We start from the raw sequence: 24,699 nt of genomic DNA, 5'->3' as shown, positions 1-24,699 counted from the left end.
AACCATTGGAGTCACCATGAAGCATTTCAAGAAAGCCGCCTGTGCGGTTGCAATGACGGCCGTGACCGCTTTCGGACTTACCGCCTGCGTCGGTGGAGCCGACGCGACCTCCGACGCCGGCGCCACTACGGCGGGTCTGCCACAGGCCATCAAGGATTCCGGCAAGCTAAGGGTTGGCCTGTCGCCGGACTTTCCACCCATGGAGTTCCGCGACGGCGACAAACTCGCCGGACTGGATATAGAGCTTCAACAGAAACTCGGCGAGATCCTTGGTGTGCAAATCGAAGTGGTCGAGTCCCCGTTCGACCAGCTGATCAACTCTGTGCAGACCGCACGCGTGGATGTGGTTATGTCGGGAATCTCTGACACTCTGGAACGCCAGAAGACCGTCGACTTTGTTGACTATTTCAAGTCGCAGGGCCGGCTCTACACCTCCGGGGCCAGAGCCGCGGAATTCACCAAAGCAACCGACATTTGCGGAAAGAAACTCGCCGTCAGCGGCAAGACCGACTACTTCGAGCAGGTCAAGAATCTGAGCAAGTCCGTCTGCACTGACAAGGGGCTTCCCGAACTGAGCATCCTGCCAACCGACTCCGGCGCTGCAGCCCGTCTGCAAATTGAGCAGGGCCGTGTGGACCTCGCCGCCCAAGGCGCTGAAAACCTGGCCTACTTTGGCAAGACTGAACCTGGGAAGTATGCCGGCGTCCTGGATCCGCTTCCGGCCAAACCGTTCGGAATCCTGATGCAAAAGGGTGACACCCAACTGGCTAACGCGATCAAGGACGCTTTCACCAAGATGAAGGAAAACGGCGACTACCAGAAGATCCTGGACAAGTGGAACCTTGGTTACGGTGCCATGGATCCAGAAATCAACGGCGTCAAGTGAACCAAAACGCGCACCAGAAGACTGGGGCGACGGCGTGGCCGGAAGGTAAGCGCAGCGCCGTCGCCCTGGCCTTCGATCTCGACGGACCAACTGGCGACGCCATGCTCAAGAGCACTATCTGGGACAAACCTGAGTACTTCAGCCAGGGCGCCTATGGTCCGTGGCGGGCCCTCGACCGGATTCTTGGACTGCTGCAGAGCCACGGGGTGCCAGCGACTTTCTTCACCCCGGCTTGGGTGGTGGAGACTTGGCCAGAGCAGTGCAGGCGAATCGTTGATCAAGGCCATGAGATCGCCCACCACGGATACAAACACGAGAAGTACTGGGACCTCGGCCTCTCCGAGCAGCGGCAGGTCATCGACGTCAGCCAACGGATTTTTCGGGATGTTCTGGGCACCACAGCCGTGGGATTCCGCACTCCCTCCGGGGACTGGCGCCCGGAGACCCCGGCACTGCTGGAAGACATGGGATTCGAGTATTCCAGTTCAATGCGTGGTGACGACCGCCCCTACTTCCATCCCGGTGGAAGGTTGGTCGAGATACCCGCGAGGTCGGAGATGGACGACTACGCCTCCCTGGCCTACACCACCAACCCAGACTGGCCTTCCGGTGGGGACCGCATTGCGAGCTATGAACTCACCTTGGACAACTGGACCCGGGAATTCGACGGGTACCACGCCGAAGGCCTGTGCTTGTCGACCATCTTCCACCCGAAGGTCGTCGGAAAACCCGGTCGCGCGGTCTTGCTGGACCGCTGGATCGACCATATGAACGACGCCGGCGACGTATGGTTCGGCACCAGCCAACAGATCGCGGCATGGTTCGTAATGACCAGCCAGCAAAAGGAACATGAGGTACCGAGGTGACCACACCTGAGCAACCTGGGCGGCGGTGGCCTGACGGTAAAAAGGCTGCCTTCGTCATCACCGTCGGCTTCGAAGCTGAATTGTCGGTTCTTGCTGCCGCCCCTGACGCGATCGACCGGGCAAAGAGCTTGTCCGTGGGACAGTACGGCGGCACCCGCGGTGTTGAACGGCTACTTGCGGAGCTTGCCCGGGGCCGGAATACCGCAAGCTGGTTTATTCCAGGCGCAAACCTCATCACTTACCCGCGGCAAGTTGAATCCGTAGCTGCGGCCGGGCACGAACTCTGCAACATGGGCTGGGCCCTGGAAGACATGAGCGAGCAACCGTTGACGGCGCAATTGGATTCCGTGGAAAGAGCCCAGGCAGAGTTCGACAATCTTTTCGGTGTCCGACCGAGCGGTTTCCGTTCCGGCCGTGGTTCCTATGCACCGGGCCTCCCCGAGGTGCTGGTCAACCAAGGATTTACCTGGTCGTCGTCCTGGCACGGTGACGATCTTCCGCACTTCCATCCCGGAAACGCCGCCGGGCTGGTTGAAATCCCACGCCACCACGAACTGGACGACTACCCCTACTTCGTATTCAACCTGGACCCGCCCATCCCCAAAGGGAGCCCACGAATAGCGTCCAGCAGGGAAGTCCTCCGCAACTGGATTCTGGAGTTCGATGCCTACCGGGCTGAAGGCCTCTGCTTCGTGCTGACCATCCACCCCGAGATCATCGCAACCCCCGGACGAATCAGTCTCCTGCGTGAATTCCTGGACTACGTCAACGCACAAGAGGACGTTTGGCACGCAACCGGAAGTGAAGTTGCCCAGTGGTGGTTGCGTACGGGACCAGCCAACACCCCGGACCACCCCGCTGAGGTCTTTCACGCCCTAACCAGTAAAGGCAGTCCATCTTGACCGCACATCACACAGCGTCCGAACGAATCGCTAGATTCATCACCGAACTCCAACCCGAGAAGATTCCCTCGTCAGTCCAGCACCGGGCGAAGATCCACCTCCTGGACACCCTCGGCGCGGGCATAGCAGGAGCTGCTTCCAAGGAAGCAGCCATCAGCACCACCGCACTGTCCGGGGTATGCGGTCAAACTCTTCCGGGGACTGGATCGACTCTCTGGGGGAGACCAGGAGAACTGCCGGCCCTCGGTGCCGCCTTCGTCAACGGCATCGCGTGCCACGCATTCGAACTTGATGATTCAGGGGGATGCGACCATTCAGGTGCCGTAGTAGTTCCGGCGGCATTTGCCGCGCTATCCCTTTCCTCACGGAATGAGGAAGACATGACCGTCTCCGGGGGACAGTTACTCAAAGCCATTGTCAGTGGCTACGAAGTAGCCCGACGAGTGCAGGACGCGCTGGGTGGCTACGATGCCGTGAACAACGCTGGATGGCACTCAACAGGAGTGTGCGGAACGTTCGGCGCGGCGGTGGCGGCTGGCGTGATCCTTGGACTCAGCGAACAACAAATGGTCAGTGCCATTGGACTCGCTGGATCCTTCACGGGTGGCACATGGTCGTTCATCGGAGACGGTGCCATGTCCAAGCGCATGCACGTGGGACGAGCCGCCGAGGCTGGCCTCAACAGTGCTTTGCTGGCCCGAAACGGCTTCTCGGGACCCAGAGACCTGTTCTCAGCGCCGTGGGGCAGTTTTCTCCGGCTGTACGGCGATCCAGGCGTCACTGACGAAACCAAGCTCCACGACACCCTCGGACTCGAATGGCAGATTGAGCGGGCCTCCATCAAACCCTACGCCACCTGCCGCAGCACGCACGCAGCGATCGACGCCGTCTTGGAGGCGCGAGCAGGAGGCATCAGCGCAGAGGACATCACCAGCATTACTGTGCACACCAGCGCCCTGATCGCTGACATGTGCGGTAACGCCGACACCGGCTCGCTGGTGTCGACGCAGCTAAGCATGCAGTTTGCGCTGGCTGCCGCCATACTTCATGGAGAAGTTGGCCTCGAACAGATCGCAGAAGCCGGCAGGACCGACAGACGGATTCTGGATCTCATGGACCGAATCCAGCTTGCCGTCGATCCTCTGCAGACAGGCGGATCGGCCGAGCCTCGTCTCGAAATCCAGGTGGCCGATGTGACTACAGAAATCCAGGCAGTGCGTGCGAAGGGTGCGCCAACAAACAGGCTTAGCGATGACGAAACGATTAGCAAGTTCGTGCGTTTGGCTCGAACTCGGCTGTCAGGGGAAAGCGTCGATGAACTGATTCGCATCGTCATGGACCTCGAAGCGTCAAAGGACGTTGCACAACTGCCGGGGCTGCTCAAAGCCGAAAACCATCCGGTCCTCCTTAGCTGAGCTTCCTAGGAGTCCAAACCAACACGGTCGCCTGGAGAACCTACGTACTCCGAGCAAGATGTAGGTAACCCATCGTGACGCCCCCAACCGTCACGCCGCCGTCGTACCTGACACCCAACTAAAGGGCAGGCACCTGCCCCGCAGAAGCGACGGAAGGGTGACTATGGAATTCCTGGCTGACTTGGGGGAGTTCGTTGGTGCGATCGTGGGGATGGTGACGCTCGTCTATGTCATGAGAGCCACCAGGCTTTCGGGCCAAGCCGTGCGGGATGCGCAGCGCATGCTTGAACTGGAGGGGGAGCGGGATGAACGAACGATCGCCATGCAGGAGCGGCGGCAAGCCACGCAGGTGGCCTTCTGGCCGGTGAGGGGAGAAGTCGATGGCGGATTCCAATGGGGGATCGAACTGGTGAACTCGAGCGATGCCCCTGTGTTCGGGATGGAGCTCAGCAGGTCGGAAGGCAAAGCCGGGAAGGGAACCGCAATCCCTGAGATCCAAGCATCGGCCAAGATTCTTCCGCCCGGCCGCTACTTCTTCAGCGAGCGGAAGCGGTGGCCCATCCACGTGGAACCGGGCAAAGTCCTGGAGCCCATCCCCGGTAACACGGACTACATGCCGTCGGTGACTTTCACGGATTGCGACGGCCGTGGATGGCACCGTGGAACGGACGGGCATCTGCAGCGGAAAACCGAGGATGACTTGGTATGAACGAGAAAACCACACCTGCTGGATTAATCCGTCCCAGTACTAGCCATACCGCCAGATGTCTGTAAACTTGACGGTGTTGTTGTGTTTGGCATTTGGTAGTTCAGGCAGTCCCCGCAGTCCACTTTGGTCTGCGACCTTCTGAAGTAACGGTGGAGAACACCCCACACCGGAGACCCGAAAGTCGGGAACAATCTCCACCTTCAGTTAGGACTGAAATTATGGCTACAGGTACCGTCAAGTGGTTTAACGCTGAAAAGGGCTTCGGCTTCATCTCCCCGGAAGATGGCAGCCAGGACGTTTTCGCTCACTACTCCGCAATCAACTCTTCGGGCTACCGCTCCCTCGAAGAGAACCAGAAGGTCTCCTTCGACGTCGAGCAGGGCCCCAAGGGTCCCCAGGCAGTAAACATCCAGGCTATCTAGTCTTCGGATAACTCAAGAGCAGGGCCGGTCAGGTGAACTGACCGGCCCTGCTTTTTTATTGTCGTGGGATGGATGGGATGTGAGTGTGGCTGTCATAGCTTCACGTGCGGTTGATCCTGGTACCGAGGTTGACATGGTCGCCGCTGCCCGCTTGCGGCACTCGCCATAATGCCAATCCAGCATCCATCGATTGAGACAAGTTTTGTCACTGATCGCCGTTAGACTGTGCCCATGGTGGCACACGGACGAGTCGTTGGCGGAGATTACAAGGGTGCGACAGTGTCGACTCCAATGGGCAGCACCCTGGTGGTGCAGGCCGGGCTGAAATTTCGGAAATTGACCCCTGAGAACGTCGCCGAGTGGGACGAAGTTGTCAGCGAAGGGAAGGGCAACCCGGTAGGGGCTGTAAGCAAGGCAGTCGCCGGAGCAGTTCTTCCTGGTCACATTGGAAAGGCGGCTTCTGCCGCTCTCGGTGCGACGTTTGATGCCATGGGATCGTCGCATGTTGTTCGTGTCGATTGGGCCGACGGCAAGCGATCCCTCATCAAATTGCCGGACGGAATGTTCAAGCACTTCGAACTCGTGCTGGCGAAACAACGTGTGCTTAGCGTTGAACCCTCCTCAGGTCAGGTCACCGCAGCTCCAGTGGAGAAACCCACAGTGACGGAGCAGGCTTTTTCGCTAGTTTCGGGAATCATTAAGGAGCGGCTGCCCGCGCCGACCAAGACTTCGTCGGCGGAGCAAGGGCCCGAAACTTCCGTGGACATAGCGGAGCAGATCTCAAAGATCGCCTCACTGCGTCAGGCAGGCATTCTCACGGACGAGGAATTCGGAGCCAAGAAGGCCGAGTTGCTGGCCCGTATGTGATTTGGAAGAGCCATCAGGGCGCGCCCGCGGCCCTCGTTTCTGGACCTTGGTCATGCACAAGTCGCTGAGAGTTGACCGACAGTTCTGTTGCTATCCTGTGGAGCGAGCGTCGGGCTCGGACCGGCGCGTCATATATCGGTGATCCTTGGTGCTTGCACCAGGGATCACTTGTTTTTACCTTGCTCGTGAAGTCCCAACCAAAGGTCTCAGGGTTCCGCTAAGCCAGGGGTTCTTACTCGGCCAGTTCTCGCTGAGTCGCCGCACCAGACCTGCGTTGGGCGGCGCTTTCGAGGAGGTGGGCAGCGTTGGCCGGGGTACGCAGAAGATAGGCAGTTTCCTGCCTCGTATTCTGCAAGCGAGATCAGGACACCGCTGCCCTTGTTCGAAACGATCCCCACTGCCGTGCGGTCCGCGATCACCTGCTCTGTGAGTGAAAGCAAATCTGCCTTGGCCACTGAAGCTGTGACAGCCATGCTGGCTCCCGTCCAGATTGATGTACGAATGATCGTACCGGCGTAGGGCCGGTCGCTGGCCGGCGCCCTGCTTCCTGTCTTACCTATCGTATATATCTACTAGTGAAGTTCAAAGCAGTCGAATACATATCCACATAGCGAATTACACCCATGTAATTCGCTTCCCGAAGCCCATAGCGTGGAGACCAAGACGCCACCACGCAAGGGGTACCGATGATCCGCGAGAACCTTCACAGCAGCCAACCAGAGTCGAAGCCTCACCACCTAGTCCATTATGTGGACCCCCTAGATTGCCCTGAATCACTACTCAAATTTCTCCGGATAAGCCTGTGCAAGTGTCTAACGGCACCTAGACCGCGATTCCTGACTTAGCTTGCGAAAGGGTCCGCATGTTGGTCTTAAACGGAAATAGAGGGTTGGATCGGGTGTTCGATTCAGAAGTGCAGCGCATTCTTGACTACATCGGGCGTGGCATAGGCGTGCGCGTCGTTGGCGCTTTGGGCTGTGGGAAGACCACTGTGCTGCGCAGTGTGGTTGCCAAGCTGGAAAAAGCTGGAGCGATCGTCCACCAGATTCGAGGACTTAGCACCCACAGCAACATCCCTTACGCAGCAATTAGGGGACTTGGGCTCGAGACGCGGCCGGGTCGCGGAGGCGTGTTGGAGATAACCGACGTGCTGGCAGCAAAGCTTGCGACGCCTGGCAAGCACGTCCTCGTGGCTGATGACATCCATTTTCTGGATAGAGAGTCCTTGGCAGTTCTGGAGGCAGTGAGAAGTAGGGGCCTTTGGCCGCTATTGGCAGCAGCACCTGAGCTAGTCAACTTTACGGCCGAGCAATTGGCAGTTCTCAACAAGGGTCGCGAGGCGATCCTCCCTCTGGATCCGTTGCATTACGAGCAAGTCCACAGGCTGATTGCACAGGTGCTGGAAGGACCAGCAGACGCCGACACAACGGCACGCATTCTGACGAAGTCGGCAGGTAATCCACGCCTCGTGGTGAGGATTGCTGAAACTGCCGCCTTGAGCAAACTGTTTGATCTGCGAGACGGGCTCTGGCACATGGCCGAGGGCAGCGTCTGGAATGAGCATCTTCGTGGGACGGTCGAGTCGCTCTTGGTCGGGCTGTCGCAAGAAGAGATTACCGGTCTCAACGCGATGGCCATCCTCGGAACCGGGCACGTGGAAATTCTTCAGAAGATCGTGGAGCCAGACGTTCTGGACAGCCTTGAGCGTCGAGGTTTGTTGGCGGTCATGACTGATCATCACCAGGGATCCGTCGCAGCCATTACGCCGCCAGTTCTGGCTGACTTCTTTCGTGGCCAGAAACAGCTCCGTGAGAGGCATGTCTTGCGTCGCAGGATCGCTCAGATTCTTGACGCAACGCCGAAGACCGGCGGCAACGGTGAACCGACCGATGACCTCACTCGCGTTCTGTCTGCCCTTCGCCTCGAGAAAGGAAAGGACGACGCCGTAAACGCCAGACACTTCCAAGATCACAGTTCCCGCCGGGAACTGACGCGCTTTGAACGGTGGGAAGCCAATAAGTCGGCCGCAAACGCGGCATCACTTCTTCGGATCTACTGGGGTGCGCCGCTTGACCTTGGCCGTGTCCAACGCATTGTCACTGAAACCTCTGTTGCTGATGCTGATCCCAAAGACCTACTCTTCCTGACCATAAATAAGGCACTGCTTTCGATCTACCTCGGAAAGGGTCTGGCGGCCGCCGTCGAAATTCTGGACAAGTTGTCATGGGCTGTACCTGAACTCAAGGACGAAACCGATGCGGCCGCGCTATTTCTGACGGCGTCGCATGGACGGGTACCTCCGTCTCCGGCATCTAATGAATTGTGTCCAGAGCCGGCCAGAACAGCTTTCGAGACCCTGACGCAAGCCTTGCTGGAGCTCTACCGCTGCCGCCCAGAGTCGGCTCTCCAGATCACCGAGGGTGCGGAGGAGGATGAGCTCTTCCCGCATCTCCGCCCGTTCGTTCGCGGATTCGCGTTGTTTGCTGCCGGACGCATTAACGAGTCACTAGTGTTCTCGCTCGACTGGAGGGATGAGGCGCGACGAAATGTCGACCAATTTGGAGTTGTAGCAAGCAGCTACGTGGCCGTTCACGGGCTGCTCTATAGCGGGCACTTTGACGAGGCCGAATATCTGATGAGCAGTGTTTTTGCGATGGGTAGGCCGGGGTTCGTGGTCGACAAACTTTACGACGCCATGCTGCGCCTTTCTGGATTGCGGCACGTGGCCACGTCGCCCGCTTCGGCTTTGTCGATTGCGTCTCAGGCCAAGACCGAGGTCCCGGACATTGGTCCTCTTCCTGGTGTGGGCAAGGGGGCCTACGTGCTTATTGCAAGCAGCAACTCAAACCCCATGGGATTTGACCGAAGAGCGGCCAAACTCATCAAACGACAACTGAGAAGCGGCTATGTGCTCGAGGCTGCTCTAACGGCACTCTTGTGCACGTGCTTGAGCCCGGGACGTCCAACCCTTGATTTGCTGAAGAGAATAATTGGTGAGAACGGCTTAGCAGTCCACGACCAGCTGATTGCCGTGGCAACTGCCGTAGTTGAAGGCGATCACAAGCTATTGGAGCTTTTGGTTGAGCACTACCAACCCGATGTTGATGTCTATCAAGTCGGGATGCTCCTCCAAGCGGCCATGAAGCGCCGGGTGCTCGAAGGCGATGCTGTTGGAGCTGAAGCAGCGGCGGTCGCCTGTTCGTCCTTTGCACGCCGTTTCCCGACGGCTTATGAACCTCTATCATTTAGCACGTTCAAGACAAGCCCGCTCACGGAGCGTGAGCACGAGATAGCTGCGCTGGCAGGCTACAGCACGAACATGGAAATCAGCGAGAAACTGGGCATCAGTGCTCGAACTGTTGAAAACCACATCTCAAACGCACTACGGAAAACCGGGGCAACATCACGCAATAGTCTCTTTATCCTCGTAAGGAATTCAATGCCGGCCAACTGAATGTGCATATGCTGAGGGCATCTGACGCTTACTGGAACTGATGCCAGCGTCGTGACCACGATGCACAAAGGACTGAGAGTGAACACCCCACCGGCTTTGGCCCGCCGACTCGGTACGTTCGATGCTTCCTTTATCGGCCTTGGCTCCATGATCGGAGCCGGCGTTTTCGCGGCCTTCACGCCCGCGGCGGCGGCTGCAGGCTCGGGATTGCTAGTGGGGCTCGGTGTGGCTGCGTTCGTTGGGTTCTGCAATGCCACGTCCTCGGCGCAGCTTGCTGCTGCCTATCCAACTTCCGGCGGCACCTATGTCTACGGCCGCGAACGTTTGGGCCCCTGGGCCGGGTTCCTGGCTGGTTGGGGATTCGTCATTGGCAAGACGGCCAGTGCCGCAGCCATGGCAATGACGTTCGCCGCCTACGCCGCACCGCCCGGTTGGGAGCGCCCGGTGGCGATTGCCGCCGTCCTCGCTCTGACCGCGGTGAATTATCACGGTGTGACGCGAACAGCGGGATTGACGCGTCTCCTGGTTATTGCCGTGCTGCTCGCCCTGACGCTTACGGTTACAGCAGTTTGGAGCGGCTCGGGACCCGAACTGGGCGACGTGGTGGGGGATGGCTTGTTGGCCCACGGCTGGTACGGGATCCTGCAATCTGCCGGGCTACTATTCTTTGCCTTTGCGGGGTACGCGCGGATCGCCACAATGGGCGAGGAAGTCAAAGACCCCCGGCGGACCATCCCGCGCGCGATCACCATTGCTTTGGGTGTCGCGATCGTCATCTATGCGATCATCGCGGTGACTCTGCTCTCGGCACTTGGCCCCGATGGCGTGGCGGGAAATCCGACGCCGTTGGCTGCCGCTGTCGGCGATGGCTGGGCTGCAGCTGTGGTTCGGGCAGGCGCCGCTGTGGCGTCACTTGGCGCGCTGCTGGCCCTGGTTGCCGGGTTGGGGCGGACAAGCTTGGCGATGTCCCGCGAACACGACCTGCCGCATGCGCTCGCGGCAGTTCATCCCCGGTACAAGGTCCCGCACCGGGCCGAGGTCGCCATTGCTTTAGTGATCTGCATGGTTGTTGCTGTGGCGGATCTTCGCGGGGCAATCGGATTCTCGTCGTTTGGGGTGCTGCTGTACTACTTGGTGGCCAACGTGGCGGCGTTTACGCAGTCCGCCGAGGACCGGCGCTTTCCGAAAACGCTTCAGGTGGCCGGGGCAGCTGCGTGTGTGGTGTTGGTGGTGACGCTGCCACCGTTGTCGATCGGACTGGGCGTTCTGATGTTCGCCTTGGGGATCATTTATCGGTTAGTGCTCTTGCGGTTGAACAGGCACGGTTCCGCCTTGGGGTAGCCGACGGAACCGTGCCCTATGCCTCCTACGCCTGGAACGAGTGGGGGTTCCCGCCGGACACCGGGTCTCCCGTTCCGGAGGCACAATCTCAGGCTATGGGCCGTGTACGCCTGACCCGGTCACGTCCCGTCGAACTAGGTGGTGAAATGCTTGTGAACGGGCTGTTCTTGCTGGTTTTCGAGCAAAAATAGGTGGTCCGAGATGTGGACTAGGTGCTGACGCCCCGACTGGACCTTCGCGTTCGCCGTTCCACTGCGAAAATACCCCGGCCTACGTAGGCCCGCTGCCCGACCGCGAAAACTGCGATCGTCGTCACCGCTAGCACCAGGCTGGCTACGACCACCTGGGCCAAAGAGATGTTTCCGAACGCATTCCTGAAGAGCAACGTGCTGGGCGCGGTGGGCGGGAAGAAGGTCAGAACTTGCACGATTTGGGAGTTGGGCTGCTCCGAAATGAGGCCGAGCGCATATCCGGGAGCAAACATGAGGACGGCGAACAACGCAGCAAATCCCGAGCCTTCCCGTACGTTTCTGAGCCGAGCGCCTATCGCAGCGTGGACGGAGACCATGAATCCAATCCCTAGGAGCAGGACAACAAACCCCGTGAGGAGCTTCGCACCATCTAGGACCCAGCTATGAAGTGCAAGGGATGGTAGGCCGAGATTCGCACCGAAGGCGAAATAGAACAATGCCATTGGCAGCAACATGCACACCAGTTGGGTGAGCCCCAAAATGGCTGTCGTGAGGATTTTGGTGGTGAAAACAGTGGTTGGTGAAGCATCGAGGAACAAAATCTCGCGAATCTTTTGCTCCCTTTCCTCGGCGAAGCTGCCCATGGTCTGATTCCCCAGGAACATTGTAACTACGAAATACAACAGTAAATAAATCAGTGGCGGAGCTACGGACTGCAGCCCCGGATCCACTACGCCATTCCTGTATCCCACACGACTGATGTCGATGGTTCCCGTTAGGGGCTTGATCAGACCGGGCCGGGAATCGGACTTCGCGAGGGATATCTGCAGAAGCTGTCGAGCAACCGCCGAAGACTTCTGGTCACCGACCAAGCCAGTACTGTTCTCGTATATGTTGATCCGGCCGGTCGTGACGTCGGAGGGAAAAACTAATAATGAATTCTTCGTTCCATTCACTACATCTTTGATTGCACTATCGGTGTCGTAAACCTGGGTTCCTCCGGACTCTTCTGCGAGCCTGTCGTCTATGACACCGTTCGGGTCAACGTAGAAGAATTTTAATCCAGTCACCGAATTGCCCTGTGACGCCGTTGTCGCCGCCGAAGCCCCGAGCTGTGACAGGATGGCCAAGACTATGACTACCAGCGGCACAAGCATCGAAGCAGCCCAATAGCCCTTGCTTTTGAAATGACGCTTCAGCTCAAACCTCAGAAGAGTTCCATTGAGCGTGCTCATGCAACCAGCGAGCCCGTCGCAGCTGAGTCCCCGTAGATACTCATGAAAATCTCCTCAAAGTTTGCCAATCGCGAGTTGAAGTCCGTAACTTCGACTCCAGCAGCCAGTAGTCCCGCCAATAACCTGTTTGCGTCGTGCAAACCGTGTTCCTGTTCCATCACAGCTTTCCCTGGCTCTCGGACGTTCAAATTCCAGCGTTCTATATCTTTGGGAAGCTGACCTGTGTAGGTCACTTCGGTTGTTCGTCTGCCAAGGTGCTCCTTTGCAGAGTGATTCTGTCCGAAGAAATGAAGCCGTCCCTTTCGCAAGAACAGAACCTTTTTCGTCAGTTCTTCCACTTCGTGCATTTGATTCGTTACGAGAAGAAGCGTGGCTCCTCGTTGGAGATGGCGCTGTAAGTGGTCTCTGAAGAGGCCTTGATTCACCGGATCGAAGCCACGGGTCGGCTCATCCAGAACAAGTAGGTCTGGATCGGCAATGAACGTGAGGCCAAGATGAACCTTCTGTTGCTGTCCGTTGGACAATGTCTGGATTCTCGACCGGGCCTGTCGCATCAGCCCAACCTCTTCGAGGTACTCGTAGGACCGCGTGCTTGCATCCTTGTGGTTCAAGCCCCGGAGTCTTCCAAAAAGCCGGAGAACGTCGAGAGGGGAATCTCGCTGAAAATTGCCCCGCTCTTCCGGCAAGTAGCCAACTCTTACATGATGCGCCGAGGAGTATGGTTTTCCTGAAATGCTCGCGAGACCGCCGCTGGGAGCCAGCAGGCCGAGGAGGCAGCGAACCAATGTTGTCTTGCCCGATCCGTTTGGGCCGACTACGGACAGCGACTCGCCAGCTGGCAGGGCAAAGTTGATGTCGCTGAGTGCCTCATGAGTTCCGAAGCGTTTGGACAAGTTTTGTGCATTAATGACGTTCATATCATCCTCAATGGGGCCACCCGCAAGATAGGGAGGCCGCACCCGTACCACAGGGGTCCAGATGCGGCCTCTGGGACGAGCTCAGTTACCTTCGTTGCTTCTTGTAGACGATCCACGTGGCGATCATTGCAGCGGAAGCTGCCAAAGCCAGCGCCGCCATTGGGGGATTGCTAAAGAAAGCGATAACAGCTGCCAATAAGAAGAGGGCAGCCGCAGTCAAGGTAAGTAACTTCATTCTCTGCCTAGCCGCAGCCGAACATCATCGACAATGTGGAAACCGAGTAGCCGATTCCAGCGATGACGAGAGTTGCACCGCCGGTGAAAGCTGCGGCGATGAGTGACCCCGTCGACATAAATTGCCCGACGAAACCTGCCAAGCAGCCTATCTGCTGCCAATTCATGAGTGCTCCTTAGACGTTGATTTAATTTCGGATCAGCGGACTCTCCCATGGGAAAAGATCAAGAATCACGCTGAGCTCATCCTTCAGATGTGGAATCACATCTAGGTGCTGAAAATGCAGCTCACGACCGAAAATTCAACGAAATGAGTGCTTAATCTGGGTAAAGTAGGTGGTGCCATAAGGAGCCTAGGTGCTGAGCAGCTGTTGACGCGTGATCCGCGATGCCGAGAACTCGTTGGATCAAGACGGATTAGTGGTATCCCAACTCTGCTGGCCGCTGCCGTCCAAGGAGGATGCACGGCGGCTGTACCGAAATGGGGTAACGATCGGTGTTTTGCCATACTTTCAAGTGATGCACCGGGTCCGCATCAGCCCCTTCGGGCGGCTACTTGGTTCTGCACGCGGTCCATGTAAATCACAAGGCTCGCCACCGTCAGAAGAAGGGCTGAGACTTCCGCCGCTGTGGAGGAGATGTCTTGGAACTCCACCACGATGTCCGGACCGAGGGTCATGGCGTTGGTGAATGCCGCGAGAGCGAAGATGGCCGCTTTGAGCAGCGGATACCTCACCGCATTCGTGACCACTACTGCCAGGGGGATAAGGACACCCAAAGTTCCCAGCGACACAACGGCCATGGTCTTGAGGGTCTGCGGATCCAGAACCTTGAGTCCCTCCGGTGGGGGAGCGAGCCACAACAAGTTTGCGGAGATCGCGGAGGAGACTGCGACGATGCAGCCAAGAAGACGGAGTGCCCATGGGAAGATGCGTGTCATCATGCACGTACTCTGGACCCGAAAAATCGGTCTAGGTGCTTGGAATCGGCCTCCCTAGATCCACTCGGCCGAAATTAGGTGGTGATCCGGGAAAATTAGGTGGCGCGCGGGATCGTCTAGGGGTGCCCTGGTGGACAGTTTTCCGCTGCTGGGACGCCAGCCTCCGCTGACGCCCCAGCCCACGTGTGTTAGCCCTTCTCGCAGGCAATCCCGTCGCCGTCGCTGTCCAGATCGTAGATGTCGGTGCCGATGACAGTTACCGGCCCACGAACGTAGGCGGGGCCATTGCCTTTGCCGCCTGCGCAGTCGACGTCGGAAGCAATGGGAACGCAGCCGGAGTAGTTCGGATCGCAGTTACTCTGTGCTGGCGGGGCTGCCTTGGGAGCCGCAGCCTGAGCGGCCTTCCGGTCGGCTTCCGCCTTCGCGGCAGCCGCTGCTTGGGCCGCGGCCTGGTCTGCCGCGGCTTTGTCCGCTGCGGCCTTGTCGGCAACTGCTTTATCCGCGGCTGCCTTATCAGCCGCCGCCTTTGCTGCGGCTTCAGCGGCACGCTCGTCTGACAGTTTCTTGGCGGTTGCTGAGTCCAACCACGTCAATTTTCCGGAACTATCCAAGGCGCAAATGTAGGTGTCGCCGGCACCAACCTGAGTGGCCTTCTCCGTAGTACAAGCCGTTCCTGCAATTTTGGACGGCGTGGGCGTAGGCGATGGCGTCGACGAAGGCGAAGCCTTTGTGCTGCTCACTGAGCTGGCGGTCGACGTGCCGCCGCATGCTGTGGCGAACGCCAACAACGACCCAATGGCCACCAACCCGAATGCTTTCGAGCCCCGAACCCACGAAGACTTGCGCCTCAGATGCTGGTTTTTGGACGTGCGAATAGATCGCGTTTTCAAAATAGTGCCCCCTTTAGAATGCGCCGATGCGATGGCGCGTGATGCGACCATAACACCCGGCGAATCAGGAAAGGGAGGAGAAGTTTCCTATGACTTTGCGCGCCACCATGATGACGTTTCCCTTGGACCGACTTGAGGTGCAGATCCGTGCGTCAACTTCCTGTCATTGGCGTCATGGCATCCTGTGGTCATGACTTCAAACGGGAGACAACGTTCGGAGATCCTTCAATTTGTTGCCTCAGAGTTGTTGACCCTCGCACCTGGCCGTCGATTTGTTGCGATCGATGGCGTCGATGGTAGTGGCAAATCCACCTTCGCGTCAGAATTGGCGGAAGCACTGACGAGCCGACCCGTGATTGCCATTAGCGCTGACAACTTCCTGAATCTCCGCGAAGTGCGTTACCGCTTGGGGCGGACCTCTCCGGAGGGTTTCTGGCTCGACACTTACGACTACGACACCTTGCGGGAATTCGTCTTGGAACCGTTGGCGCCGGATGGTACTGGAGAATACCGTGCGGCGGCGACCGATCATGTCAACAATCTGAGGCTTGAACCCGTGGCCGTGCAAGCACCTGCCGATTCACTTGTCATTGTCGAAGGGATGTTTCTCCATCGCGATGAATTGGCCGGGAGGTGGGATTACTCGGTTTTCCTGGACGTGCCTTTTGCTGAAACCGCACGGAGGATGCACCTGAGGGACGGCAGCAACCCCGACCCCGAACACCCAAGCATGAGGCGCTACGTGGGAGGCCAGAGACTGTATTTCCAGGAAGCAGAACCATGGTCCCGGGCTACGAGAGTTATCGACAATGCTGATCCACATCGGCCAACGCTGCTATCCCCGCGGGAAGCCAGGAATCGGCCTAGATAACTTACGCCCGCACATGCTTTCGTCGCGGCGCGGAGTCACCTGCAGCCCGCTCGCCAGCAGCGGCCCCAGCCCGCTCCTCTGCCGCAACCGCAGCGCCGGTGCCCAAGCCGCGGACCGTCCAGCCGGCCGCCCGCCAGGCCTCAGCGTCAAGCACGTTGCGTGCGTCCAGCACCATCCGGCGTCGTACGAGTGCCCCAACCTCAACCGGCGAAAGCTGCATGTATTCGTTCCACTCCGTCAGCAGCAGGACCAGCTCGGCGCCTTCGAGGGCGCGCTTGGTGGAGGCCTCGAAGCGGATCTGCGGGTAGCGGATCCAAGCGTTGTTGATGGCCTTCGGGTCCGTGACGGTGACGTGGGCACCCGCGGAGGCCAGCTGCGCAGCGACGTCCAGGGCGGGCGAGTCGCGGATGTCGTCGGTGTCGGGCTTGAACGCTGCGCCGAGGATGGTGACCGTGCGACCGGAGAGGAACCCACGGCACATTTCGCGGGCCACGTCCACGGCACGGGAACGCTGGTTCAGGTTCACCGTGTCCACCAGGGCCATCCACTCATCAACGGACGGCACGTCGAGTTCGCGGGACTGCGCACGGAACGAACGGATGTCCTTGGGCAGGCAGCCGCCGCCGAATCCGAGGCCGGCGTGCAGGTATCGGTTGCCGATGCGCGGGTCCAGGCCCATGGCTTCGCTGAGTTCGCTGACGTCGGCGCCCGACGCATCGCAGAGCTCGGCCATCGCGTTGATAAAGCTGACCTTCGTGGCCAGGAACGCGTTCGACGCCGACTTGATCAGTTCCGCCGTCGCGAAGTTGCAGACCAGCCGCGGGATGCCGGCGGTGATCAGCGGCTCGTACACGGCATCCAGCACGGCGGTCACAGGCGCACCGGCAGCGGCACCCTTGCCGCCCGGAACGCCGTATACCAAGCGGTCGGGCACCAGTGAATCCTTCACAGCCGTGCCCTGCCGCAGGAACTCGGGGTTCCAGCCGAGGAGTACATCGGACCGCCTGGCCAACACGGCGCGGACGGTTTCCACAGTGCCTACCGGCACGGTGGATTTACCGACGACGGCGGCACCCTTGGCCAGGTGCGGCAGGAGGCTCCGGGTGGCGCTCATCAGGTAGGAGAGGTCCGCGGTGTCCGAGGTCTTGGACTGCGGGGTGCCCACGCAGAGGAAGTGAACTTGGGCATCCGCAGCGGCAGAGAAGTCCGTGGTGAACGCGAGGCGGCCGGTGGTGCGTCCGTCGCTGAGGAGCTCGTCCAAACCGGGTTCGTGGAAGGGAGCGAGCGCCTTGTTCAGCTGCTCAACCTTGTGCGAATCAACATCGATGCCCACCACGTTGTGGCCCATCGAAGCGAGGGTCGCGGCGTGCACTGCGCCGAGGTAACCGCAGCCGATCACGGAGATCTTCATGAGAAAGGTCCTTTGCTTGGAGTCAGTTCGGAATCAGGGCCGGACGGTACACCGGCGATCACTTCGTTGTAGTGCCGCACCAGGTCGGCGCAGAGCACAGGCCACGTCCGGCCCTGGACCGAAGCGGTAGCTGCCGTGGCGAACGCGCGGCGCTTGGCGTCGTCGCCCATCAGGTCCTGCACGTAACCGCGCAGCTGGGCAAGGTTGCCCGGCTCGTAAAGCCAGCCGGTGCGGGAGTTTTCCACGAGGTCCAAGGGCCCGCCGCGGCCGGTCGCGACCACAGGAACGCCCGATGCCATGGCTTCCTGGATGGTCTGGCAGAAGGTCTCGAACTCGCCGGGATGGACGAAAAGATCAAAGGAGGCAACGGCTTCGGCCAAGGATTCGCCGCCAAGAAATCCTGTGAACACAGCGTCCGGCAACTGCGCTTCCAGGGCGGCTCGCTGCGGTCCGTCACCCACGATCACGAGCTTCGTGTTCGGCAGGCCGTTCAGTACGACGAGGTCCTCAACCTGCTTCTCCACCGCGAGTCGCCCGACGTAGCCGACGATCCGTTGGCCGTCCGGCGCTACTGAGCTGCGCCACGCCGTCGAACGTTTTGCAGGGTTGAAACGTGCGGTATCCACACCGCGGCGCCACATATCCACGCGGAGAATTCCGCGCCCGCGCAACTGGTTGAGCGCGAAGGTCGATGGCACGAGGGTGCGAGTGGCCAAGAGGTGGATGTTGTCCACGCGGTTCCAGGCCCAGTTCTCCAGGAACGGCACGCCGTATCGGGCGGCGTAGCTGGGAACCTCGGTCTGATAGATGGCGACCGTCGGGATGCCGAGCTGGTCGGCGGCCTGCACGGCGCGCCAGCCGAGCACGAAAGGGGAGGCGAGATGAACGACGTCGGGGGAGAAATCGGCAAGGATTCGCTTGACCCGATTCACACCACCCAACGCAACCCGCACGTTCGTATAACCGGCCAGCGGCACAGACGGAAGCCGGTGCACATACGCACCCTTAACGACGCTCGAAACATCAGTGTCCGACGTCGACGGCGCAATGACCATCACCTCATCCCCGCGTTCCTGCAGATGGTCCAGCACCCGAAGTATCGAGTGGGTTACCCCGTTCATGAGCGGCAGGAATGATTCGGCGACGATTGCGATCCTCACGCATTCAACGGTGGTCGGGGCGGTTGGCGTTGCGGGTTCGATCGGGTGGCCTGTGGAGGAAGAGTTGGTTAACAGGAGGTTTGTGTTCTTTGTCGGAGCCCCCGCGTAGACTGCCAGCATCCGACGTGCTGGGCGTCGAAAGTTCTGGGGGTCTTGCCATGACTGCTGCTGGGGATCATTCGCGCGCGCTTGTTGCAGGTTCGGATCGCGTACGACGGCGGCGCTTGGGGGCGGTGGGGGTTGCTGCGGGCGGCCTGGGGCTGGCCATGTTGTTGGGAACCATGGCTTCGCCGGCGGTGGCGGACGACGTAACCAACGTTGTTCCTGTGGGAGCACAACCCTCTGCCGTTGCGGTGAATGCGGTGACCAACCGGGCGTACATTGCTACCGGTGATGGCGTGTCCGTCCTGGACGGGTCCACGTCCTCAGGCCTGCTCTACACCGGTGACCGGCCAGTGGACGTAGCCGTGAACTCGGTGACGAACAAGGTGTATGTCAGCGAAATTGGCGGCTCCGTGGCCGTGGTCGATGGCGCAACGCGAGCTGTCACGTCTGTGCCGGTTGGCGCTTCACCGAGTGTCGTTGCGGTGAACGAATCGAACAACAAGATCTACGTTGGCGTTCAATCCGGCCTTGCCATCATTGACGGGGCCACGAATGCCGTGAAGACCGTTGCCCTGGCCAACGGCGCACAGGACATAGTGGTGAACTCTGCTACGAGCAAGGCTTACGTGCTCTCGGGCGGGACGCTGAGGGTCCTTGATGCGAGCGGCACCGTGAAGACCACCATCAACATCGGCGCCGGCGGCATCCTTGCTGTGGCAGTGAACGAGGCGAGCAACAAGGCCTACTTCACGACGCTCGGCCGCTACGGCGCCAGCGTACGTGTCGTTGATGGGATCACGGACGAAGTTACCGGCACTATTCCCTTTGACCAATTCGTGGGGAAAGTCGCCGTTGATCCGGCTACCAACAAGATCTACGTTGCCGCGGACAGCACGTCGCTCGAGGGATACGTCAAGGTGTTCGACGGGCAGACGCTGACGGAGATCGCATCCTATGTGGCACCCACACGGATCACAGACCTCGCCGTGAACCCCGGCGCTGATAAGGCCTACGCCCTCATGGGTGGCAGGGGAGTGACCGTTGTGGATGGTCCTTCCGGCAAGGTCTCTGGAGTGTTCACCGGGCAGGATCCCGTTGACGCTGCTGTGAACTCCTCCACGGGGATGGTCTATGTGGCAAACAACGGGAGTGCTTCGGTGTCCGTTATCGCTGGCTCTGCCGCCGCCCCCGTCAAGAACGACTTCAATGGCGACTCCTTCTCAGATGTCCTGGCACGCGATACGTCCGGTGTTCTTTGGCTATACCCGGGCAACGGCTCGGGTGGCTGGCTGCCGAGGGTCCAGGTGGGGGTCGGTTGGAATGTGATGACTGCGCTGGTCTCGCCCGGTGACTTCAACAGCGACTCCTTTCCCGATGTCCTGGCTCGTGACACCTTCGGTGTTCTGTGGTTGTACCCCGGCAATGGTTCTGGTGGATGGTGGCCGCGGGTGGCGGTTGGCCAGGGATGGAATTCCATGACCGCGATCGTGGGAAGCGGACCGTTCTTCGCTGACGGCCATGTGGACGTCATGGCCCGGGACTCCAGCGGCACTCTGTGGCGGTACCGCGGGAACGGCCAGTTCGGTTGGTTGCCGCGGCAGTGGGTTGGCTCGGGCTGGAACGGGATGTCCGAAATCACCGGAGTGGCAGACTTCAACGGAGACGGCGTCTCCGACATGGCGGCCCGCGATTCCTCGGGAGCCCTGTGGTTGTACCCGCCGAACGGCATTGGGGGATGGCTGTCCCGTCAGAGCATCGGGCAGGGTTGGAACAGCATGAACTCGCTTGTTGGACCCGGCGATTTCGACGGCGACGGCCGCGCGGACATCCTGGCGCGGAATGCGGCCGGGGAGCTGTGGCTGTACTCCGGAGCCGGCGGCTCCGTGTGGCCGTCCGCCTCGCGCGTGGGCACGGGATGGAATGGGATGACGGCGATTCTCTAGGGCCATCGCCGTGTTCGTAGCGAGATCAGTCGTCTGTTGGGAACCCTCCGGCGGCTAGTATCTGTCGCAGATGATGCTGGACATCTTTATCTCGGTGTGCGTCGCAGGCGATCGCTTCCTCTAGCCAGCCATCACCCTTTCGCGCCACTACCATTGGTGCGAATCGTTCGAGCTCACCTACATGAGCTGGAACGATTCCACGGGCATGGAGGTCATCTAGGAGCTCCTTTGCTTTCACTGGCTCTGCCCTAAATGCGCGTACTCCATATTCCTTCAGTCTCCGCCACTCACTCTCGACACCCATGGCCGCGGCAACGTCTTTTTTCGACTGGCTCGTATACGTGGCATCCGGTTCGGTTCCCAGGACTCCGGTGACCATATCGAGAACCTGCCGGTGGGTTCGCGTCATTCTGGGAACCTGGAATTCCGCCGTCGCTGCCATATAAGTGGCTTTGACAGTAGACCAAGTGCCTCCGAGAACTGTGTATAGCCTTTCGATGCTTCCCTCTGAATTCAGTATGTCGAGGTCGGGGGCGGCCACAACAGGCACCCCAGAAGCTACGAGCACCTCCGCCAGCGCCGGTATATTTCCCTTTCCTGCGGAAGGTACGAAAAGGACGTCATGCGGGCGAAGCGGCAGCACTTCTTCAGAGCCGAGCGCCTCTAGAGCTGCGGCAAAAAACTGGCAATCACGCTCGTTCTCCGCAATCACAACTAGTTTGTGGAAAAGGCCGTCCAGCAGGCTTGAGTGACGGATTGACGCGGTACCCCATGCCTGTCGGAGCTTTGCTGAGTCCAGGTGCTTCGATTGTGACGCATCGCCGTCGCGGCTCAGACGGACGACGGAGACGGAAACCTCAGCTGCATCCAGCAGGCCGGTAAGGAAATGCCGGTCGTGTGTTGCCACGATCATCTGGACCTTGCGAGAGTGCGCTAGCCTCGCCAGGATGGCACCCAGCTTTCTTGCCTGCGGCGGATGTAGGAATGCCTCCGGCTCGTCTACGAGGACCAGAGGAAATGTTGAGGTGATGACCGGCATGAGTAGGGATAGAGCTGACTGCATGCCGTCGCCTTGTGTTTCGAGGGTGGGCAGCCGCAGAAGTTCGTTGAGGTAGCTCCCTTCCGCTACTCTGTCTATCGGCGGCGCGGGTGAGTCGGGCTTCCCGACTCGAAAGAACAAGCTCCCACTTACTGGATCGAGAGTTAGGTCGCAGTCGAAGATGTCCTTCGCTGCGGCCTGAAATTCGAACTTTAGTTGGGCATTTTGCTCAATCCAATGGAGCGGATGGGTGGGTGGGTCGTTCAAGTCGCCTCGCCTGTTGGCGGGTGAACAAAATTGAAACCTTTCGCGTGCTGTGGCGAAATGCGCCAGCAAACTGCGTAGTGGTCCAACGTTGTTATTATCGCGGCCCCGACGGTGGTATGCCAACGCCAGATCGGGCTGAAGTATCTGATCACTCGTCCGGAACCCAACGTTGTGAGTATCGCGCGCCGAATAAGGAGCCGCTAGGGCGAGCCAAGCAAGAAAATCTCCGGCTTCGCCCTCCAAAACCGTGGGTGCCGACCGAAGGACCTGCGACATACCTTGGGTTGGCGGGCGCAATAAGCTGTCATGCAGTTCACGAAGTAGCGACGACTTGCCAACGTTGTTTCCTCCTACGATGGCGGTGACTCCCGCTCGCTCCAGGGGGATTGACTGCCCGTGATATAGGTTCAAACTCGCAATGTAGAATCCGAAATTCTCAGCTTGGCCGTCTCGCAGCTCCGCCCCAACGCTCGACTTCCAGAGGTCCTGATCTGTTTGCATCAGCCGAGCATAGCGCCCCCAGTAGTGAGCCGTCCCATCCTGCGCTTCGTTCCCAGTGATCAGAAGGGGTGATCGACGCAAATGTATTGTTCAGCCAGCACAGTTCCATCGGGTCTCCTGAGGTTCGCGAACCTCACTATGTAGCGGGGCTTTCACCCTGCGCCTGCTTCAGGTCCTCCCGCAGCCCCGCGTTGTCCTTAACCAACCCACGGTTGTCTTCCACCAACCCGCGATTCGTAGCTTCCAACTCGAGCACCAGCTTCACGCCGGCCAGGTTGAGTCCCTCGTCCAGGAGCACTCCGATCCGTCGCAGTGTCACCAGGTTCCGTTCGCTGTAGCGCCGCGTGCCCCCGTCGGTCCTTTCGGGAGTGAGCAGCCCTTTGCGCTCATACAGCCGGATGTTCTGCTGACCCATGCCCACGAGTTCGGCCGCAACGGAGATGGCGTAGACCCCTAGGTCGTCCCTCGAAGCAGCCGCGCCGGGGCCGCCGCCCGGCGCCGAACCAGCCAATCGGCCGTCGTGCGCTTCCGCCGGAAAACCTGCCACGAAACCACTCCCAAAAATCTCCAAAAAATCCACTTGCAGCCCATCGTAGCTGAGTGCTATAAAAAATCTATACCAGCCAATACAGATCAGGAAGGCTGGCACCACAACAGAATCAGCATCAAGATCCAAAGGAGTGAGAACCACATGCTGATGCGCACTGACCCGTTCCGCGAATTCGACCGGCTCGCCCAACAGGTTTTTGGCACAACAGCACGGCCTGCCGGGATGCCGATGGACGCCTGGCAGGACGGCGAGGAATTCATTGTTGCTCTCGACCTGCCCGGAGTAAGCCCCGAGTCGATTGAGCTGGACGTGGAACGCAACGTCCTCACGGTCAAGGCGGAGCGGAAGTCGCCCGCCGGAGAAGATACGGAACTGATCGCCGCTGAAAGGCCCCAAGGCGTCTTCAGCAGGCAACTCATCCTCGGCGACACCCTGGACACGGACGGCGTCAACGCCAGCTACGACGCAGGCGTCCTGACCCTCCGCATCCCCGTCGCCGAAAAAGCCAAGCCGCGACGCATCGAGATCAGCTCCACTGGACAACGCCAGGAGATCAACGCCTGATAGCTCGCTTCGCGGAGGCCACGCAGCCAACGCGAAGCGTGCAAGCGGGAGAGCATCCGACCGGCCGCATCGGAGAAATGGGCGCAGGCTTCGCGCCACGCCATAGCGCTTGTTGCGCAGAGGAAGCGCGGCCCCGACGTTGCCTCCCGAAAGGATGGCCCCCGGCCCTGATACGTTCAGTCCGTCGGGGGCCATCTCCCAGCCAACCGCACGTCCACCGGGAACCGGCCTTGGGAAATGAACCTGACTACTACGCGATCCTCGGTGTAGCGCCAACTGCGTCGGCGCGCGAAATCGCCCGCGCCTACCGCGCCTTGATACGGCAGCACCACCCGGACACGCGCAAAAAGACGCACGACGGCGGTGCCTCCGAGGCGCTCGACCTCCAGCAGTTGCACGCCGTCATGCAGGCGTACGTCGTTTTGTCGGACCCAGGAAAGCGGGCGGTTTACGACAGGGGTCGCACGCGCGGTTCCGGCACGCCCGTCAGCGTTCGAATCCATCGAACGACGGCGGTGCCCGCACCTGGGCGGCAGCAGCAACCCGTCAGCTTCGGACCTACCCGCTGGTCACCACTCCGCCGTACACATCCAAGGAGACCCACATGAGCGCCTGGCGTTCCTATGACAGCCACCTGATGCCTGCGTTCTACGAGCGCTTCGAGGAGCGCTGGGGCAAGGGGACCGCGCCGTTCCTGGACCCCGAAGTGCACGAACAACCCATGCCCCGCGCCCAGTGGATCAACGTGGATACGGGTGCCGCGGTTGCGGTTGTTCCCATCTGGACGGACGATCCGGAATATCGTTCCTTCGGGGTGTTTTACCTCCCGCCAGCGGGGGACATCTGGATCCTCCGGCCGGGGCCAACCACGTTCATGGAGCCCGGCAGCGGTTCATCGCGCGACCAGGTCTCCTTGCGCAACGATGCGTTCAAGAAGGCCGTCAACCATGCCAAGGAGTTCATCTACGGGCCGCAGCCGTGAGGGGCGCCGCCGTCGAGCGCTGAGCTGACCCTAGGCC

General features: G+C 59.9%; 24 protein-coding genes. 15 read left to right on the top strand and 9 right to left on the bottom strand.

Going from position 1 to position 24,699, the window contains the following annotated elements; genetic code table 11:
• The first annotated feature begins 16 nt into the window (after positions 1-16).
• The 9 genes from ACIQTZ_RS19655 (at position 17) to ACIQTZ_RS19615 (ending at position 10,862) form a co-directional block, all read left to right on the top strand.
• Positions 17-886 carry an ABC transporter substrate-binding protein gene (locus tag ACIQTZ_RS19655; RefSeq protein WP_402983074.1) on the top strand — a complete coding sequence of 290 codons (870 nt, stop codon included), beginning with the start codon at positions 17-19 and terminating at the stop codon, positions 884-886.
• On the top strand, positions 883-1,752 hold the full coding sequence (locus ACIQTZ_RS19650) for a polysaccharide deacetylase (protein ID WP_402983071.1): 870 nt from the start codon (positions 883-885) through the stop codon (positions 1,750-1,752). Before ACIQTZ_RS19655 ends, ACIQTZ_RS19650 begins: the two co-directional genes overlap by 4 nt.
• On the top strand, positions 1,749-2,654 hold the full coding sequence (locus tag ACIQTZ_RS19645; protein WP_402983068.1) for a polysaccharide deacetylase: 906 nt from the start codon (positions 1,749-1,751) through the stop codon (positions 2,652-2,654). Before ACIQTZ_RS19650 ends, ACIQTZ_RS19645 begins: the two co-directional genes overlap by 4 nt.
• Positions 2,651-4,069 (top strand): MmgE/PrpD family protein, encoded by a 1,419-nt coding sequence (locus tag ACIQTZ_RS19640; RefSeq protein ID WP_402983065.1) that lies wholly within the window; start codon positions 2,651-2,653, stop codon positions 4,067-4,069. Before ACIQTZ_RS19645 ends, ACIQTZ_RS19640 begins: the two co-directional genes overlap by 4 nt.
• Before the next feature lie 157 nt (positions 4,070-4,226).
• Positions 4,227-4,778 (top strand): hypothetical protein, encoded by a 552-nt coding sequence (locus tag ACIQTZ_RS19635; RefSeq protein WP_402983062.1) that lies wholly within the window; start codon positions 4,227-4,229, stop codon positions 4,776-4,778.
• 218 nt (positions 4,779-4,996) lie between these two features.
• Entirely contained in the window at positions 4,997-5,200 is a 204-nt protein-coding gene (locus tag ACIQTZ_RS19630; protein WP_021472668.1) for a cold-shock protein, read from the top strand.
• A 291-nt stretch (positions 5,201-5,491) separates the two neighbouring features.
• Complete coding sequence (locus tag ACIQTZ_RS19625; RefSeq protein ID WP_402983059.1) at positions 5,492-6,067, top strand: SHOCT domain-containing protein; 576 nt, start codon at positions 5,492-5,494, stop codon at positions 6,065-6,067.
• Positions 6,068-6,965: 898 nt separating this feature from the next.
• Positions 6,966-9,521 carry a LuxR C-terminal-related transcriptional regulator gene (locus tag ACIQTZ_RS19620; protein ID WP_402983056.1) on the top strand — a complete coding sequence of 852 codons (2,556 nt, stop codon included), beginning with the start codon at positions 6,966-6,968 and terminating at the stop codon, positions 9,519-9,521.
• Between the two features lie 78 nt (positions 9,522-9,599).
• Complete coding sequence (locus tag ACIQTZ_RS19615) at positions 9,600-10,862, top strand: APC family permease (RefSeq protein ID WP_402983053.1); 1,263 nt, start codon at positions 9,600-9,602, stop codon at positions 10,860-10,862.
• A gap of 208 nt (positions 10,863-11,070) precedes the next feature.
• On the opposite strand, the gene ACIQTZ_RS19610 is transcribed toward ACIQTZ_RS19615, so the two are convergent.
• From ACIQTZ_RS19610 to ACIQTZ_RS19590, 5 genes are all read right to left on the bottom strand, one after another.
• Positions 11,071-12,288, bottom strand: coding sequence for an ABC transporter permease (locus ACIQTZ_RS19610; protein WP_402983050.1), 1,218 nt, complete (start codon positions 12,286-12,288; stop codon positions 11,071-11,073).
• Positions 12,285-13,205: an ABC transporter ATP-binding protein gene (locus ACIQTZ_RS19605; RefSeq protein WP_402983047.1), complete on the bottom strand. Its 921-nt coding sequence runs from the start codon at positions 13,203-13,205 to the stop codon at positions 12,285-12,287. The genes ACIQTZ_RS19610 and ACIQTZ_RS19605 overlap by 4 nt, the downstream gene beginning before the upstream one ends.
• Before the next feature lie 242 nt (positions 13,206-13,447).
• A complete protein-coding gene (locus ACIQTZ_RS19600; RefSeq protein ID WP_402983045.1) occupies positions 13,448-13,606 on the bottom strand; it encodes a hypothetical protein in 159 nt (52 codons plus the stop codon).
• Positions 13,607-13,974: 368 nt separating this feature from the next.
• Positions 13,975-14,382: a hypothetical protein gene (locus ACIQTZ_RS19595; RefSeq protein ID WP_402983042.1), complete on the bottom strand. Its 408-nt coding sequence runs from the start codon at positions 14,380-14,382 to the stop codon at positions 13,975-13,977.
• Between the two features lie 185 nt (positions 14,383-14,567).
• Entirely contained in the window at positions 14,568-14,963 is a 396-nt protein-coding gene (locus ACIQTZ_RS19590; RefSeq protein WP_402983039.1) for a hypothetical protein, read from the bottom strand.
• Between the two features lie 61 nt (positions 14,964-15,024).
• Between ACIQTZ_RS19590 and ACIQTZ_RS19585 the strand changes: the two genes are divergently transcribed.
• Entirely contained in the window at positions 15,025-15,405 is a 381-nt protein-coding gene (locus ACIQTZ_RS19585) for a hypothetical protein (protein ID WP_402983036.1), read from the top strand.
• Between the two features lie 54 nt (positions 15,406-15,459).
• Positions 15,460-16,140, top strand: coding sequence for an AAA family ATPase (locus tag ACIQTZ_RS19580; RefSeq protein ID WP_402983033.1), 681 nt, complete (start codon positions 15,460-15,462; stop codon positions 16,138-16,140).
• Position 16,141: 1 nt separating this feature from the next.
• Here the strand turns inward: ACIQTZ_RS19580 and ACIQTZ_RS19575 are convergent, their stop codons facing one another.
• Both ACIQTZ_RS19575 and ACIQTZ_RS19570 read right to left on the bottom strand, forming a co-directional pair.
• Entirely contained in the window at positions 16,142-17,551 is a 1,410-nt protein-coding gene (locus ACIQTZ_RS19575; protein ID WP_402983030.1) for a UDP-glucose dehydrogenase family protein, read from the bottom strand.
• Entirely contained in the window at positions 17,548-18,711 is a 1,164-nt protein-coding gene (locus ACIQTZ_RS19570; RefSeq protein ID WP_402983027.1) for a glycosyltransferase family 4 protein, read from the bottom strand. Before ACIQTZ_RS19570 ends, ACIQTZ_RS19575 begins: the two co-directional genes overlap by 4 nt.
• A 158-nt stretch (positions 18,712-18,869) precedes the next feature.
• Here ACIQTZ_RS19570 and ACIQTZ_RS19565 point away from each other — a divergent pair, with 158 nt between their 5' ends.
• Positions 18,870-20,759 (top strand): FG-GAP-like repeat-containing protein, encoded by a 1,890-nt coding sequence (locus ACIQTZ_RS19565; RefSeq protein WP_402983024.1) that lies wholly within the window; start codon positions 18,870-18,872, stop codon positions 20,757-20,759.
• 25 nt (positions 20,760-20,784) lie between these two features.
• On the opposite strand, the gene ACIQTZ_RS19560 is transcribed toward ACIQTZ_RS19565, so the two are convergent.
• Complete coding sequence (locus tag ACIQTZ_RS19560) at positions 20,785-22,065, bottom strand: ATP-dependent nuclease (RefSeq protein ID WP_402983021.1); 1,281 nt, start codon at positions 22,063-22,065, stop codon at positions 20,785-20,787.
• 637 nt (positions 22,066-22,702) lie between these two features.
• A complete protein-coding gene (locus tag ACIQTZ_RS19555) occupies positions 22,703-23,113 on the bottom strand; it encodes a MerR family transcriptional regulator (protein ID WP_402983018.1) in 411 nt (136 codons plus the stop codon).
• Between the two features lie 144 nt (positions 23,114-23,257).
• Between ACIQTZ_RS19555 and ACIQTZ_RS19550 the strand changes: the two genes are divergently transcribed.
• The 3 genes from ACIQTZ_RS19550 to ACIQTZ_RS19540 all read left to right on the top strand — a co-directional run bounded on the left by ACIQTZ_RS19550 (position 23,258) and on the right by ACIQTZ_RS19540 (position 24,662).
• Positions 23,258-23,680 carry an Hsp20/alpha crystallin family protein gene (locus ACIQTZ_RS19550; RefSeq protein WP_400270408.1) on the top strand — a complete coding sequence of 141 codons (423 nt, stop codon included), beginning with the start codon at positions 23,258-23,260 and terminating at the stop codon, positions 23,678-23,680.
• A 230-nt stretch (positions 23,681-23,910) separates the two neighbouring features.
• A complete protein-coding gene (locus ACIQTZ_RS19545) occupies positions 23,911-24,288 on the top strand; it encodes a J domain-containing protein (RefSeq protein WP_402983015.1) in 378 nt (125 codons plus the stop codon).
• Positions 24,285-24,662 carry a hypothetical protein gene (locus ACIQTZ_RS19540; RefSeq protein ID WP_402983013.1) on the top strand — a complete coding sequence of 126 codons (378 nt, stop codon included), beginning with the start codon at positions 24,285-24,287 and terminating at the stop codon, positions 24,660-24,662. Before ACIQTZ_RS19545 ends, ACIQTZ_RS19540 begins: the two co-directional genes overlap by 4 nt.
• The last annotated feature ends 37 nt before the right edge of the window (positions 24,663-24,699 follow it).

Source organism: Paenarthrobacter sp. NPDC090520 (assembly GCF_044769205.1).
In the GTDB taxonomy this organism is placed as follows: Bacteria; Actinomycetota; Actinomycetes; order Actinomycetales; family Micrococcaceae; genus Arthrobacter.
Note: the sequence above shows the minus strand (reverse complement) of the source record. Positions and strands in the feature narration are given on the sequence as shown.

Bases quoted from the DNA above. Each gene is read 5' to 3' on its own strand.
- ACIQTZ_RS19655 (WP_402983074.1), top strand. From the start codon at position 17: ATGAAGCATTTCAAGAAAGCCGCCTGTGCGGTTGCAATGACGGCCGTG.
- ACIQTZ_RS19630 (WP_021472668.1), top strand. From the start codon at position 4,997: ATGGCTACAGGTACCGTCAAGTGGTTTAACGCTGAAAAGGGCTTCGGC.
- ACIQTZ_RS19625 (WP_402983059.1), top strand. From the start codon at position 5,492: ATGGGCAGCACCCTGGTGGTGCAGGCCGGGCTGAAATTTCGGAAATTG.
- ACIQTZ_RS19610 (WP_402983050.1), bottom strand. From the start codon at position 12,288: ATGAGCACGCTCAATGGAACTCTTCTGAGGTTTGAGCTGAAGCGTCAT.
- ACIQTZ_RS19605 (WP_402983047.1), bottom strand. From the start codon at position 13,205: ATGAACGTCATTAATGCACAAAACTTGTCCAAACGCTTCGGAACTCAT.
- ACIQTZ_RS19600 (WP_402983045.1), bottom strand. From the start codon at position 13,606: ATGAATTGGCAGCAGATAGGCTGCTTGGCAGGTTTCGTCGGGCAATTT.
- ACIQTZ_RS19595 (WP_402983042.1), bottom strand. From the start codon at position 14,382: ATGATGACACGCATCTTCCCATGGGCACTCCGTCTTCTTGGCTGCATC.
- ACIQTZ_RS19580 (WP_402983033.1), top strand. From the start codon at position 15,460: ATGACTTCAAACGGGAGACAACGTTCGGAGATCCTTCAATTTGTTGCC.
- ACIQTZ_RS19575 (WP_402983030.1), bottom strand. From the start codon at position 17,551: ATGAAGATCTCCGTGATCGGCTGCGGTTACCTCGGCGCAGTGCACGCC.
- ACIQTZ_RS19565 (WP_402983024.1), top strand. From the start codon at position 18,870: ATGACTGCTGCTGGGGATCATTCGCGCGCGCTTGTTGCAGGTTCGGAT.
- ACIQTZ_RS19550 (WP_400270408.1), top strand. From the start codon at position 23,258: ATGCTGATGCGCACTGACCCGTTCCGCGAATTCGACCGGCTCGCCCAA.
- ACIQTZ_RS19540 (WP_402983013.1), top strand. From the start codon at position 24,285: ATGAGCGCCTGGCGTTCCTATGACAGCCACCTGATGCCTGCGTTCTAC.